General features: G+C 60.3%; 16 protein-coding genes. 11 read left to right on the top strand and 5 right to left on the bottom strand.

The features are described from left to right. Window positions 1–17 precede the first annotated feature (17 nt). The 3 genes from ACI0FO_RS22285 to ACI0FO_RS22275 are packed head-to-tail and all read right to left on the bottom strand — an operon-like array spanning window position 18 to window position 2,029. On the bottom strand, window positions 18–941 hold the full coding sequence (locus tag ACI0FO_RS22285) for a hypothetical protein (RefSeq protein ID WP_416030239.1): 924 nt from the start codon (window positions 939–941) through the stop codon (window positions 18–20). 46 nt (window positions 942–987) lie between these two features. Continuing rightward, the gene (locus tag ACI0FO_RS22280) at window positions 988–1,599 is read right to left on the bottom strand and encodes an LON peptidase substrate-binding domain-containing protein (protein ID WP_416030237.1); all 612 of its coding nucleotides are present in this window, start codon (window positions 1,597–1,599) and stop codon (window positions 988–990) included. 19 nt (window positions 1,600–1,618) lie between these two features. Next, a complete protein-coding gene (locus ACI0FO_RS22275) occupies window positions 1,619–2,029 on the bottom strand; it encodes a carboxymuconolactone decarboxylase family protein (protein ID WP_416030235.1) in 411 nt (136 codons plus the stop codon). 381 nt (window positions 2,030–2,410) lie between these two features. On the opposite strand from ACI0FO_RS22275, the gene ACI0FO_RS22270 reads away from it, so the two are divergent. The 11 genes from ACI0FO_RS22270 to ACI0FO_RS22220 all read left to right on the top strand — a co-directional run bounded on the left by ACI0FO_RS22270 (window position 2,411) and on the right by ACI0FO_RS22220 (window position 11,277). Further along, window positions 2,411–2,839 (top strand): VOC family protein, encoded by a 429-nt coding sequence (locus ACI0FO_RS22270; RefSeq protein ID WP_416030233.1) that lies wholly within the window; start codon window positions 2,411–2,413, stop codon window positions 2,837–2,839. A gap of 180 nt (window positions 2,840–3,019) precedes the next feature. Next, window positions 3,020–3,406, top strand: a complete 387-nt coding sequence (locus ACI0FO_RS22265; protein ID WP_416030231.1) for a DUF6152 family protein — start codon at window positions 3,020–3,022, stop codon at window positions 3,404–3,406. Between the two features lie 18 nt (window positions 3,407–3,424). Next, window positions 3,425–3,910, top strand: a complete 486-nt coding sequence (locus ACI0FO_RS22260) for a DUF6644 family protein (RefSeq protein ID WP_416030229.1) — start codon at window positions 3,425–3,427, stop codon at window positions 3,908–3,910. A gap of 175 nt (window positions 3,911–4,085) precedes the next feature. Beyond that, window positions 4,086–4,784: a hypothetical protein gene (locus ACI0FO_RS22255; protein ID WP_416030228.1), complete on the top strand. Its 699-nt coding sequence runs from the start codon at window positions 4,086–4,088 to the stop codon at window positions 4,782–4,784. A gap of 818 nt (window positions 4,785–5,602) precedes the next feature. Beyond that, window positions 5,603–6,427, top strand: a complete 825-nt coding sequence (locus ACI0FO_RS22250; RefSeq protein WP_416030226.1) for a metallophosphoesterase family protein — start codon at window positions 5,603–5,605, stop codon at window positions 6,425–6,427. Window positions 6,428–6,439: 12 nt separating this feature from the next. After that, a complete protein-coding gene (gene tmk / locus ACI0FO_RS22245; protein ID WP_416030224.1) occupies window positions 6,440–7,060 on the top strand; it encodes a dTMP kinase in 621 nt (206 codons plus the stop codon). Beyond that, window positions 7,060–7,962: a hypothetical protein gene (locus ACI0FO_RS22240; RefSeq protein ID WP_416030222.1), complete on the top strand. Its 903-nt coding sequence runs from the start codon at window positions 7,060–7,062 to the stop codon at window positions 7,960–7,962. The genes tmk and ACI0FO_RS22240 overlap by 1 nt, the downstream gene beginning before the upstream one ends. A gap of 9 nt (window positions 7,963–7,971) precedes the next feature. Beyond that, the gene (locus ACI0FO_RS22235; RefSeq protein ID WP_416030220.1) at window positions 7,972–8,313 is read left to right on the top strand and encodes a MazG nucleotide pyrophosphohydrolase domain-containing protein; all 342 of its coding nucleotides are present in this window, start codon (window positions 7,972–7,974) and stop codon (window positions 8,311–8,313) included. Further along, window positions 8,310–9,644: a thymidylate synthase gene (locus tag ACI0FO_RS22230; RefSeq protein WP_416030218.1), complete on the top strand. Its 1,335-nt coding sequence runs from the start codon at window positions 8,310–8,312 to the stop codon at window positions 9,642–9,644. The genes ACI0FO_RS22235 and ACI0FO_RS22230 overlap by 4 nt, the downstream gene beginning before the upstream one ends. A gap of 721 nt (window positions 9,645–10,365) precedes the next feature. Further along, complete coding sequence (locus ACI0FO_RS22225; RefSeq protein ID WP_416030217.1) at window positions 10,366–10,620, top strand: hypothetical protein; 255 nt, start codon at window positions 10,366–10,368, stop codon at window positions 10,618–10,620. A 213-nt stretch (window positions 10,621–10,833) separates the two neighbouring features. Further along, entirely contained in the window at window positions 10,834–11,277 is a 444-nt protein-coding gene (locus ACI0FO_RS22220; RefSeq protein WP_416030215.1) for a GNAT family N-acetyltransferase, read from the top strand. A gap of 140 nt (window positions 11,278–11,417) precedes the next feature. Here ACI0FO_RS22220 and ACI0FO_RS22215 read toward each other — a convergent pair whose 3' ends face one another. Both ACI0FO_RS22215 and ACI0FO_RS22210 read right to left on the bottom strand, forming a co-directional pair. Further along, window positions 11,418–12,344, bottom strand: coding sequence for an alpha/beta hydrolase (locus ACI0FO_RS22215; RefSeq protein ID WP_416030213.1), 927 nt, complete (start codon window positions 12,342–12,344; stop codon window positions 11,418–11,420). Window positions 12,345–12,496: 152 nt separating this feature from the next. After that, complete coding sequence (locus ACI0FO_RS22210) at window positions 12,497–13,363, bottom strand: YihY/virulence factor BrkB family protein (RefSeq protein ID WP_416030211.1); 867 nt, start codon at window positions 13,361–13,363, stop codon at window positions 12,497–12,499. Window positions 13,364–13,438 lie beyond the last annotated feature (75 nt).

Here is a 13,438-nt window from a genome sequence, read left to right as displayed (position 1 = left end):
GCACCCGGCATTCCTTCTTAATCGTCGCCGGCGCTGCCGCCGTTGCGGGCTTCCGCCAGCGCGATCGTCAGGTGCATCACCTTCTTCTTCAACTGGTCGCGCTCATCCGTCAAACGCGCCAGTACGCCACGCAGCCGCGCCACTTCGGCCGGCAGGTCCGCGATACTTTCAATGGGCACCTCGGGTGGGGCTTCGCGGGGCGGCGGCGCCTTGGCCAGGCGCACTTCGCGCGCGGCCTGTTGCAGTTCTTTCTTGCCGCCGGCCACGGCCGCCGCCTGGCGTTCGGGCGGCAACGACGCCACCGCCGCGGCGGCGTTGATGGAAATCGCGCCCGATTTCACCGCGCGCACCAGTTCGGGCGCGGCGTCTTTCTGGATCTTTTCGATCTGGCCCAGCGTATTACTGCTGATGCGCGCCGCGCGCGCCAACGCCTGGCGGCTGGGCACGGGCGGGGTCCACGAGATGTTCGGCGGCAGGCGAGGCCCGCCTTCGGCGCCCGACGCAGCGGCGCCCGACGCATCGGCGCCCGACGCATCCTCGTCCCAAGGCGGAGAACCGTCGGCCGCCGCCGCGTCAGGCGATGCGGCCTGCGGGGCCGCGCTACCTTCGGGCGGCGTGCGCGACAGCAGGATTTCCTTCTTGCGCAACGCCAACACGCCCCGCTGGAAGTCCGACACGCTGCGCCGGCCCAAGTGGTTTTCGATCATCCACAAATGCACGTCTTCGATCGATTTGAACGTGGTGTTCTGGCGGGTCTGAAATTCGATGCCGTGTTTCTGGCAGATGGCGTAGCGGTTGTGCCCGTCCACCAGCAGATCGCCCCACAGCACCAGCGCGTCGCGGCAGCCCTCGGCCAGCAGGCTGCGTTCCAGCGCCTCGTGCTCGTCCTCGGTCAAGGGGTCTATATAGGCGCGCAGGCCCTCGTCAATCCTGATATCCATGATGTCCAAAAAGGTTACTCGCCCGGCGTTTCCGACAGGCAACCCGCTATGCCAGCCCCTGGCCGCGCAGCAAGTCCTGAATGGCCGCCAACCGCGCCACCGGGTCGGTCAGGCCCAACAGCCGGGCCTTGTCGTCCGGCGGCAATGGCAGCAGCTCGCACCAGCGATCCGCCACCCAGCCGCAGTCATCCAGCCGGTACGGCGGCGCCAAAGGCATCCTTTCGGTGGGCACGCCGTCTTGCTGCCATTGCGCCACCAGCCGGCCCAGCGCATCGGCGCTGGCCTGCATGGCCGTCGGCACGGGCGTGGGCGGATCGTCGGCGATGGGCTCGGTGCCACCCATCCAAAGACCGTATTTTGCCACCTCGCTGGAAAGCAGCCGGAAACGCCCGGTGCCGATGCAGCGCACCTGCAGCAACGCCGGCATCGGCGCGTCCCACGACGCGATGCGCGCCATCGTGCCGACGGGAGCCAGGGTCTCGACGCCCTCCGGCGAACGGACCTCGCTGCCCGCCAGCAGCCCCACCACGCCAAACTCGCTGCCTTCCGCGATGCAGCGGCGGATCATATCCAGATAGCGCACCTCGAAAATCCGCAGGTGCAGCACGCCGGCGGGAAACAGCGCGTTGGATAAGGGGAACAGCGGGATCAGCGCCATGGCTGCCTCCTGGGGCCTGTTAAGACTTGACCTGGAAAGCGGCGTCCACTGGCACCTGCATGGCGGTCACCATCGCGTTGGTCTGCGCCGCCATGCCAATCACCGATAGCAGTTCGGCATGCTGGCCGTCGGTCATGCCCTTGGCCTTGGCCGCCGCCGTGTGCGAATGCACGCAGTAAGAGCACCCGTTGGCCGTGGACACCGCGATGTAGATCATTTCGCGCACCAGCGGCGACAGTTCGCCCTCCGCCATCATTACCTGCTTTAGCTGCGCCCACACGCGCCGCAGCTGCGCCGGGTCGTTGGCCAGCGCGCGCCAGAAATTGTTCACGAAATCGGATTTACGCGTGGCGCGGATGTCTTCGAACACCGCCCACGCCTCGGGGCTTTTGCGGACCTCTTCGTCCGACAGCAATTTGACTGTGCTCATGCGTGGGTTCCTTTACGTTATTCCGGTTTCAGATGGGGGATTTCACGCATGGCGGCCATCGCAGGGAATGCGCGTCAACGCATTGATGTCCACGGTTTCCAGGCAGCGCGCGTTCACCGCCGCGGTTTCTTCGCCTTGGGGGCTGGCCCCGAATCCAAACGGCGCGCGGCACGAACCACAACAGATAGCCTTTGCGGCTACAGTGGCTACAGTTGCACTCCAGCACCTGCGACACGTCACCATCGACTTCGAATTCTATCTGTCCGCAGTGGCAGCTACCTTGTTGCATGGACAGGCTCCTTCGGCATCACGAGTCGGGCCTTCCATCATAGATCGGCAACGGCTGCCCCGGCGCCTGCCCTGCCCCACCAGGAAGACATCATGCCCCAACTCTCCGCCTACCTCAGCTTCGACGGCAACTGCGCCGACGCGCTGCATTTCTACGAACGCGTCCTGGGCGGCCGGATCGAAGCCATGATCCGCTACGCCGACGCCCCCGCCGACGCCGCCATGCCCGCCCTGTCAGCCGAAGACGCCGAACGCATCATGTACGCGCGGCTGGCGCTGGACGAACAAACCCTGATGGGCAGCGACGCCACGGCCGGGCACCCTTATCCCGGCAAGAAAGGCATGGCGCTGTCGCTGGCCTACCCCACGGTGTCGGATGCGCAACGCGTGTTCGAGCAATTGTCAGATGGCGGCAATGTGACCATGCCGTTGCAAAAAACATTCTGGGCCGAGGCGTATGGGGCGCTGGTGGACCGGTTTGGAACGCGCTGGATGGTCAGCGGCGGCCGGCTGACGCACTGAGGCGCCGGCGCGTGTTGCGTTGGCTTGGCGCACGGCGCGGACGTTGTCCGACGCGGGTCAGGCATAGCCGCTGCCCACCGTGGCAGGAACCGCTGTCCCGCTGCTATGCTTGGTTCACTGGCCGCCACGCCGCAGCGCCGGGCCATGGCGACCGCCCAACCGCAATCCAGGAGCATCGACATGAAGCTATCCAAACGCGTGTTATTGGCAGGGCTGGCGCTATCCGCGCTGTCGGCAGTGGCCCCCGCGGCCATGGCGCATCACGGTTGGTCTTGGGCGGAATCCGAACAGATGACCTTGCAGGGCACGGTCGAGCAAGTGCAGGTCGCGCCGCCCCATCCCACGTTGAAGGTGCGAGCCAATGACGGTGTCTGGGTGGTCGAACTGGGCAATCCCACCCAGACGAAGGAAGCGGGATTCGTCGAAGGTTCCGCCAAGCCGGGCGACGCCATCACCGCCATTGGCAACCGCGACCAGGACGCCGGCAACAAACGTATGAAGGCTGTCCAGATCATGGTGGGCGGCAAGACCTACGACATCTATCCCTCCCGCATTAAAAAGCCCTGAACCCCACGGCCCTCAGCCATGCCCGAACCGCTTCGCCTGGCCCTGGAACAGCTTACGGCCCTCCCGCCGACGCTGTGGCTGCGACAGTCGGCAACGCTCTATCTTCTGGTCAACGCCGCCCATATCGGCGCCATCGGCCTGTTGATCGGTTCGATCGTCCCGCTGGACCTGCGGCTGCTCGGCGTCCTCAAGCCCACTTCCTTGGCGCTCCTGGCGCCTGTGTTGGCGCGCACGGCCACGGCTGGCCTTGCGCTGGCCGTACTGACCGGCGCCACGCTGTTCACCGTGCGGGGGCAGGAATACCTGCAAAATCCGGCATTTGTAGTGAAGATGGGCCTGTTGGGCGCGGGCGCAATCAACGCCTGGTTCGTGCGCCGGAGCAAAGCATGGGACAAGGTATTACAGGGCGGCCGCCCTTCCGGCGCGCTGCGCTGCCAGGCCGCCGCCTCGCTGCTGCTATGGACTGGCTGCCTGGTAGCGGGCAGATGGATCGGGTTCCTGTAGGCCGAGGGCGCATCGGAGGTATAGGCGCAGGGTCATTGATGTTGGCCGGCCATTTTCTTGTCAGGGTATAGCGGCGGTCAGCGGGCTACGGTGCGGGTCCGGACCGGTATGGCGTCGAAATCTCACGCCTGAAATCGGGTACGCTTTCCCGCTGGAAAATTCCGGATAGCAGGATATGTGGCGCACAATCTGCAAGATGTCGCTGGTGGTGAGCGGGGTATTCTGGCTGGCCGCCATGGCGTGGTTTGCGCTGGGCATGCTGCGGTATGTGCCTTCCGCCGAGGCGACGCTAACGCCGATCACGCTTACGGCCGGACAGACGGCACACGCCGAGGTTTACCGCATCCGTGAAGCGCCCCTATGGATGGAGGCGCGTTTCGGCGGCCCGACCGGCAGCGAGCGGCCCGAATTGGGCGACTACACCCGCCGTGTGGGCGCGCCCGGCTTCATCAACCCCGGAGAGCCGGTGCGGATTCGTGTGCGCGATGGCGCGGGGCTGAACGTCGTGATGGCCGCGGCCCCGCGCAGCGCCGCCAGCGCGGCGCATTTCTACCGCAAGCTCTGGCCTGAAAGCCATTTCGACGGTGCGCTGCCCCAGACCGCAGCGCCCTTCCCCAAGCTGGCAAAGGGAACTTCGCACCTGACCTTCACGGTGGAAGAGGTCGGGCCGGCGCTTCAGGGTGAGCAAATCGAACTGGAAATCAGCGCGCCCATCGGCCTCAAGCGTACCGCGCCCGGCTGGGACGACGTCTCCACTTTCATTTTCTGGCCCTTCATCGCTGCGATCCTCGCCGTTTGGGCACTGGCATGGGCGGGGCTGACGTGGTGGTATCGCCGCAAGGGCCGCCGGCTAGCGCTCAAAGCACTCGCCTGATTGCAAAGGTGGAGTAGATCCGGCGCAACGAACGTCCGCTTGGGGGCTGAAAGCCGCCGCTGAGTGAGTGGCCGATTACGACCCATCGCAGCCGTTGGAGCCAGCCTGGCCCATGGCTGCTTGCAGCGATTGCAGCTGTTCATGCCCACCCTGCCCAACGACAGGTGCTTGACGGATTTCCGTTGCTCATGTAGCCCTGCGCGATGTGGATCGACCTTGCCGACGCTGCGCGCGCACCGAAGGCCATTGCTGCGGCTGTGCTGACTCGGGTGCGGTACTCTGTCATCACCTGACGACACTCGCAGTCAGTCTGAGAGTCGTAATAGAAGGATTCGTCTTTAGCGACGATGTGCTTGATGCCTAGGGTGCAAGCCGCCGTTGACAGAGTGCGATTTCTTCGCCAATTTCAGCCACTGCTCGCCCTGGTGCGTGGCAGCGACGGTCTTCAAAAATGACCGTCTGCTGCAGGCGCGTGCAAACAAGGGCCTGCTGCAGATACATGAGCGCTAGCTGCCGTGTGAGAGAACTCCGCAACACGCTCGCGAGCGGTTACTGACAGCTCTAAGGACCCGCTAACTGGTTGCCGGATAATCGCCTTTCCTGGATAGTCAAAAGCGCGAAACCCTCCCTGGGACTGTGCGCGCTGGTCATGGGTTATCTCATATGATGCAGGCGCCGGAGGACACCCCGGAACATGCGTTACTCTAACGCTTTTCCTATGCTGCCCCTCTTCGCGCCTTGACTATGACGCCCTTCCCCAATGGATTTCCTACCTCGATGCCTTCTCGCCGCCCCGCGGAAGGCGATGAGGCGTTCGTATGACGACCACTCTTTTGCACATCTCCGATCCGCACTTCGGAGATCCGAAAGGTGTTCTAAGTCGCCAGGAAGTGAGACAAGTCCTCTTGGATTTGCTCCACAAGGCTGGCCCTGATGTCTTTGTTGTTCTTTCCGGCGATATCTCGTTCAAGGGTCAAGCTCAGGGTTATGCGGAGGCACGAGACGCACTGTTTCAGGTCTTTGACGAGGCGAAGGTTCTGCGCGATCGGGTCATCCTGTGCCCGGGAAACCACGACGTCGTGAAGGACGCAACGAGCATTTCCCCTTTCGAGACCTTTGACGCTTGGAGCGCGAGCTTGCGCCGTGACAAGCGTTGCGCGTTCAGTACTGACTCGTGCCGCCGTTTGACTTTCCCTGGAGTCGACTTTTTGCTGATCAACAGCGCCTACCACGGAGACATTGAGTTCGGACTGGTTGACCTGACAAAGATGGAAGCGGTTCTTGCCGACATGGATGCCACTCCCATTCACGATTTACCTAGAGTCGCCGTGCTGCACCATCATTTGATTCCGTTTTCGCGCGAAGACACCTCCACGACCCGGAACGCCTACAACGTTCTCACTCGCTTGGCCAAGCGTGGCTTTTCGCTTGTCCTGCATGGGCACCAGCACGCACTTCTCGAACTCGGCATGGGAGTGGGTTCGATGAAGGTTCACGGCGTCGGTTCGTTCAGGTATATCACGCCGGGATTCGTCAACGGCGCGACCGTTTACCGTATCGACGGGTCCAAGCGGGTCACCTCCGAGCACTATGCGATCTCCAAGGACGCGCCCAACCTTTTGAGATCCATCAAGAATTGTTGAGTCGAACAAAAAATGCAGAACGCGAAATTCATAGTTTTCGAAGGCCTGGATGGCTCGGGTACGTCGACTCAGGCAAATTTGCTCGAGAGGCGCCTCGTTAACGAGGGTCATCGATGCCATCTGACCTCGGAGCCGTCCGCCGGTCCCGTCGGTCAGATGATCCGTCAAGCTTTCAAGGGGCGGCTGCGCTTCGCTCAGGCATCGGAGCGGTTTGATCAGCAGATGGCCCATCTGTTCTCCGCAGACCGCTTCGACCATCTCTACAACGAATGGGACGGCGTGATGCCGACACTCGAGCGCGGAACGACCGTGATCAGCACGCGGTACTTCTTCTCCTCCTACGCCTATCATTGCACTCGCGAAGAGGACTGGGCGCTAGTTGAGCGGCTGAACCGAGATTTCCCGAACCCGGACCTCTTGGTTTACCTGCGCAACCCTGTCGCCGAGTCGTTGCGCCGACTGCAGTCCCGAACGACGCTGGACAGCTACGAAACGCCTGACAAACTTGCGCAGGTCGCGGCAAACTATGAGCGCATTATTGATGGCTATCCCGGCCGCAAACTCGTGCTTGATGCAACTCGGCCTCCACAGGAAATCCACGAAGAAATTGTGATAAACGCCAAGGAACTGTGATGGACGAGAATGGACTCTATGCTGCGCACGCCGACATGTTGGGCAGCGTAGAAAAGACCGCGAACAAGGAAGTCTTCAACTGGCATTGGACCGTCGATATCCCCGCGTCGGATCTGGAGAGTGTGAAGATGACTGACGTCACCGTGGAGGCGGCACAGTGGCGTCAAGCGACCCCCGCGGCCGACATGTACTTCACGCATGCAGAGTACTATCGCGACGGCATCCAACACATCGTTGACGAACTCCAACACAAGCCCACCAGCAATCGAGCGCTCTATTCATTGCTGGCGCAGAAGGACATCAGCAAATCCGGCGACAATCCGATACCGTCATTTCTGACCTTTCAGTGCTCGATCGAGAAGGAGGTTTTGTATTGCACTGCGACCTTTCGAGCACTCGAGGTCAGCAACTTTCTGAGAATCAATCTGGAGGAGATTCGGCAGAATCTCGTCGATATCTGCAAAGAGCTTCCGGCGATAGAAAAAGTCCATCTGCACATATTTGCCTTCCACGCATACGTTCGCAGTGTCCCAGCCGCGGCACTGAGACGACCCAAGATTAATGTAATGTTCATGCCTAAACTCTTAATCTTGATGCAAGAAGGTGACGTGCGCGAGCTCGACACGCTGCTTGGGGAGGTGGCGCGGTCGACGACCGCGGTGTCGGAAGTGGGACTCGCAACGCTGCTTGGCATCTTCCAAATAGAAAAGAACGCGCGTCTGCACGCCAGCATTGAAGGTAAGCGAGGGCTCCTGGTGCCCCAGTTGATGCAGGCAGTCAACGCGTGCAAGGACTTAGCATCGTCGCGCAAAGGCGCGTCTCGCGGCATTTACACTGCGGAGAAGATCAGGGCATTCCAGACCGCTGTCAACAATGTTCGCGAAACGCTACTGCTGAAATAGGAGCTGTCGATGGATTTCGCAACCCTGGTGCGGCTTCAGAGTGACTTCGACAAGGGTCACGGGGTGACCAAGCCTTTCTTCGTCCCGATCTCCTCGAACAACCTCCAGGAGCTTGAGCATCTTGTGGTGTGCATGGTTGGCGAGGTCGGCGAATTTGCCAACGAACTCAAGAAGGTCGTACGTGGGGATGCGCCCTACGAGGAGCGCAAGGCCGCCCTAGCCGAAGAGTTGACGGACACCTTCATCTACTTGATCAAGATTGCGGCGCAGACAGGCATCGATCTGGAATCCGAGTACCTCAAGAAGCTTGAGAAGAATCGGCAACGCTTCCCGCTTTTGGGGGCGCCGTGATTGTCATTCGTGGCCTTTCCCCGAACGAGGCATATTGGCGGCTGCTTGCGCTCGCGACACAGCACGATTGGCCGCTCGAAGTCTCGCGTGCAGGTCCATGCAGGGACCTGGGGGCGGTCACCGTGGAACTGGATGGTGGCGGGCGCACCATCTTTCTATCCGGCCGTGGATGGAATCCGGCCTTCGCTATAATAGAGGCAGCGTGGATCGTCTCAGGGCGCAACGACGTCAAGCCTCTTAAACAGTTCATCGGAAGCTACGACCGATTTTCGGACGACGGTCAAACTTTGCACGGCGCATATGGATACCGCTTGCGCCATCATTTCAAGCGCGATCAGATCGAAGCGGCGATCGATGAGTTGACTTCAAGCCCTGCATCTCGTCGAGTCGTGATGACCTTGTACGCTCCGGAGGACCTCGGCCTAGATTCGAAAGACATCCCCTGCAATACGCAGGTGACTCTGCGTCGCGTGCGTGGCCGTCTGGAGATGACGGTGTTCAATCGTTCGAACGATCTATGGTTGGGAGTACCCTACAACTGGTTTGTCTTTCGGGTTCTGCAGCATCTCATCGCCGATAGACTCGGTATTGCATGTGGCGTTCAGCGTCACGTCAGCAGCTATGTCCACCTCTACGAGAGTGACCTCATCGCTGCCACCCGAGTGGCCACCATCAATAGAAAGATCGATCTTCAGCGCAAAGAAGCGGCGCTCGGCGGGTTGGATGTGCTGGGGTTGCTGCGTGACGCAAGCGCTTTGACTGATCTTTCATTCAACTCCTTGATGAGCACCCAACTGATTGACTTCTTCGCCCGCTTTCGAATTTATCGCAGCGCCAATTCCACAGGTCCGGATCTATCCCCTGCGGAGAACATCCTGACCGAATCCCTCGAACGATGGAATCTCGACCGCCACTTAGCAAGGGGCAACAACATGACTCAACCGCTCACATACAACCCGGAGACCGAAACCGGCCTGCAGATTCAACAATGGGTGTTCGCGACGCCCGTGGACGCCGTGATCGAGCGACTTAACGTGGTCGCTCAACAGGCGATGCCTATGCTCCGAGAGGCGTTGCGTTCTGAACTAGGCCAGGGGCTACGCATCGAGTTTGAAGATGCGACGTCGGAGCGCCGAGCGGCGATGCACTTCGTGCTGGAACTGGTCTTCGGAACCCTCGATCCTGCCCTCGTGAGAACGCCGATCGGAGATAGACTACGTGACCGGCTCACAACAATCTCCACCGCTGCCGGGTTGCCACAGTCACCGCTTCGCGTCCGTGAACTCAGCGACGAACTACTGAAATACTTGTTTGGCGCAATACTCGCTTGAGCGTAGCGCCATTGTTCAGCGAACCATGATAGCGGCGGCCACCTAGGCGCAAACCTTGATCTCTTTGGCGAACCGCCCGCCACGCGAAGTCAGGCTATTCAAGGGCAGCGGGAAAACCGCGCCATTGCTCCTTTCGGCTTGAGCTATGTTGGAAAATAAAAGATGGACTGTCAGCACAGGCACGCGCGACCCTGTCGAAAGTCCAACAGAGCATTCGGTGGTACGGTCCGAGGCACAAGGAAGTTTGGCGAAGACCGTGGATTTGGACTGATCGACCACTGGCTGAACGCGACAGCGCAATTCAGGCACAGCTAAGCGTGTGCAACCCCGGCGTTCCCGCTGGACAGGTCTACGTCCACACTTCGAATAGGCGGCGGAGAGAGCTGTCGCTTGGACGTCGGCTGCTGGCGAGACAGGACGTTCGGGCGGACGATCGCGAACGGCTGCAATCAGCCTGATGCGGACAGCCGAGCGGGTGATGCCAGGGGCTGCTCCTGGCCGACTGTAGCCGGCTGTCGGGCCATCGAGAAGTGCCGGAAGCAGCCGGGCGCTAAATCCAAAAGAGGGCATTCGAGTAAAGTCGTTTTTCCCGCCAGCATCAGCGAACTGCCATGCCTAAGACATCGCCCCGAACCGCCTTCCTCCTGACGTTTACCAACGCAGTGAGCACATGACGGGCCGTCCGGATGTCCCGAGCCGCCGACGGCCGTGCATACCGTCGATGGTGGCCCTCGCCGTCGCGGCCTTGATCGGCTGGGGTTGCTTTGTGGGAGCGACCGAAGTGGTGGAAAGCCTGCAGACCGGGGTGCTCAACAACCGCAAAGGACCTGACATCTATGCAGCCGAGCAGCCCCTCCTTTACTGGGCCCTGATCGGCTTCTACACGGCGGCAACCCTGACCGCCGCTGGCTTGGCGCTTTTGGTGCTGGCCACTGCCATGCGCGGTCTGATGGGTGCAAGAGGCTCTGATCGATGAATGACCGTCATCAATTGGAAACGCTTCCGCTGAAGTGTGCGATTGTTAGATGGCTAATCACGCGGACGCAATTGACTAAATTCTCCGGCTTGGCCGACCGGCCGCTTCTGGCCGGGAGTAATCCTTGACAGCTGACCGCTTCTAATCCCGACGCAGACCTAGCATTCTTCACACGATAGACTCACCACTCTTCCATTCTGATATGTGGCCACTATGTTTTCCCAAATCAACGTCCGGCCCGCCTCTCGTGAAGACATCGATTCGATCATTGAGCAGGATCCGATTGCCAAGCGGGAACTGGGTAGGAGGGTGTTTATCGCCGATGCGGTGGCCGCTGGCCAATGCTGGGTCGCAGTAGAAGCGGTGGGTGCTTCGGCGCTGATCGGTTACGGGGTACTGAACAAGTCCTTTTTCGAGAACAACTTCGTCCCGCTGATCGTCGTCAAGGTCTCGGCACGTCGCCGTGGGGTGGCTACCGCAATCATGACCGCGCTGGAGTCGCAATGCGCAGGAAAATTGTTCACGTCGACAAATACGTCGAATATCGCGATGCGCCAATTGCTCAAGCGCCTTGGCTTTGTCGAAAGCGGTCGGATTGAAAATCTGGATGACAACGACCCCGAACTTGTATTTGTGAAGCTCCGATCATCCTTTTGATTTTCCGGTTCGTCTCGGGATGGCCGGAACGAAGCTATCGCAAAAGCCCGCTTCCGACCCAAAGCGGGCCACCCGCTGCGCGCAGCGGGTGGCCATTGTCAGCAAAGCCTCGAAGCGACATCTCGGCGCTATGTGATGGGTCAGCGTGCCGGCAGTAGATATTTCATCGCCTGCATAAAACCTCGCGGCGCGACGGTGAGATGATCCTCGTCGTTCAAGACCGCTGACTTCAGTTTCAAGCTCGGGTACTTTCTGCTTTGCAGCGCCGCTTCCAACGCCCGGTTGTCGGCAACCATGTCCACAGTCTGGTTATAGCGTCGATCACCCTTTCGCAAGGCTTCATAGGCGCCGACATATAGATAGACGTTCGCCTTCAGGTCCTGATTCTGCTTGGCGTAGCTGGCTTCGAGCTTCAAGGCATGTCGCTTGTCGTACCAGAGAGACGGACTGCCGAGGATATAGCTGCTGAACAAGCCAGGTTCGGTGAAAAGGATCTGCGTCCCAAGCAGTGCGCCGTAGGAATGGCCCAGAAATATTGTTCTGCCAGGGGCCGCCCGATAGCGAGCGTTGATGAAGGGTTTTACCTGATCGCGCAGATATTGTTGATAGGCCTGCGCCTGACCATGGATTGCATTGGGTGGCGCAGTACTTGGGCCGTTCGGTGTCGGCGTGTAATCACGCTGCCGGCTGATACCGCCATCCTCGCCTTTGCCATAGGACAGGCCGACCAGAATGAACTCCTCGATCTGGGGACCTTCAACATTCAGGCGGCGCGCTAGCTGACGGATAATCGGGAAAGCGTAGTCGGCGTCTGTCACATAAAGCACGGGGTAGCTCCGCTGCGGCTGCTTGGCATATGACGGCGGCAACGCAACGAAGACTTGGTAGCCCCGTTTAGAAACGGGATCGGGCACGTCCCACACCTCGCTATCGGGGACCTCGTAGGGGTGTCCGTTTCCAGATTGCACTTTTGGCGTCGATAGGGCCTGGGCTTGCGTCGGAGCGTTAAAGGCACCGAAGCTGATCATAAGGGTGATCAGCAGGGTATTTGGAAAACGTCGATGCATGTGAGTTCTTTGTGGATACGCGGCGCCCCCCAGCACATGGGAATGACGCGGGCCCATGATGAGTGGCATATTTGCGCAGCAGTAGGGCCGCATATCCTAGCCGATTCAATCTTCGCGCGCCCACCGACCCGCCTGCGAATTTGAATTTCCAGTCACGTTCGTGTTTCCTGCTCGACTCTGCGGGATCCATGCGCTTCGGCATAAACGCGGGTAAATTCTGCGCCCAGCAGAAACACCTGAGCCGCGTAATAAACCCAGATCAGCACGATCACCAGCGACCCCGCCGCTGCGTAGGACGAGGCGACGGACGCCTTAGCCATGTACTGGCCGATCAAGAACTTTCCGATTTCGAACATAACGGCGGTGACGAACGCCCCTGTCCAAACGTCTCGCCATGCCACTGAGACTTGCGGCATAAATCGGTAGATCATCCCAAAAAGCAGGGTGAGTATGCCTAACGTAATCGCCTCGTTGAGCAGTTGAAGAAGCATCCCCCAGCCCGGGATGCCGCCGCCCAACCAACTGCCCAATGCTGCCAGCACAGTGCTGATGACTAGCGAGACGAGCAATAAAAATGCCAATGTCAAAATCAGGCCAAAGGAAAGCAGGCGCGCGCGGATCAGGGCCCAAATGCCGGACTGCTTCTTGGCGTTGACCTTCCAGATGCGGTCCAGCGCACTTTGTAGTTCCGAAAATACTGTCGTCGCCCCGACCACCAGCACCACGACGCTGATGACCGTGGCTGCGATGCCCTGCGCGGGTTCTTGCGCACCCAATACGACACTTTCCACCGCCTTCCCACCCTCTGCGCCGACCAAGGCGCTGACTTGCTCCAACAACTGCCCCTGCGCGGCTTCGTGGCCCCAAAAGAACCCCGCGATACCGATCACGATAATAAGAAGTGGCGCCAGCGAGAAAACCGTGTAGAACGCGATGGCGGCGCCCATACTGGGGGCATAGTCGTCCAGCCAGTTCGTCACTGTTTGCTTGACTAACGCATAGAACCCTTTGATAGCCATTTCCACACTCCCCACGCATGCAGAGAGGTAGCAAGTGGCGTGCCACGCAAATTCGATCTTCCATGTCGGACGACG

It is taken from the genome of Achromobacter marplatensis (genome assembly GCF_049060505.1).
GTDB lineage: Bacteria > Pseudomonadota > Gammaproteobacteria > Burkholderiales > Burkholderiaceae_B > Achromobacter > Achromobacter marplatensis_A.
Note: the sequence above shows the minus strand (reverse complement) of the source record. Positions and strands in the feature narration are given on the sequence as shown.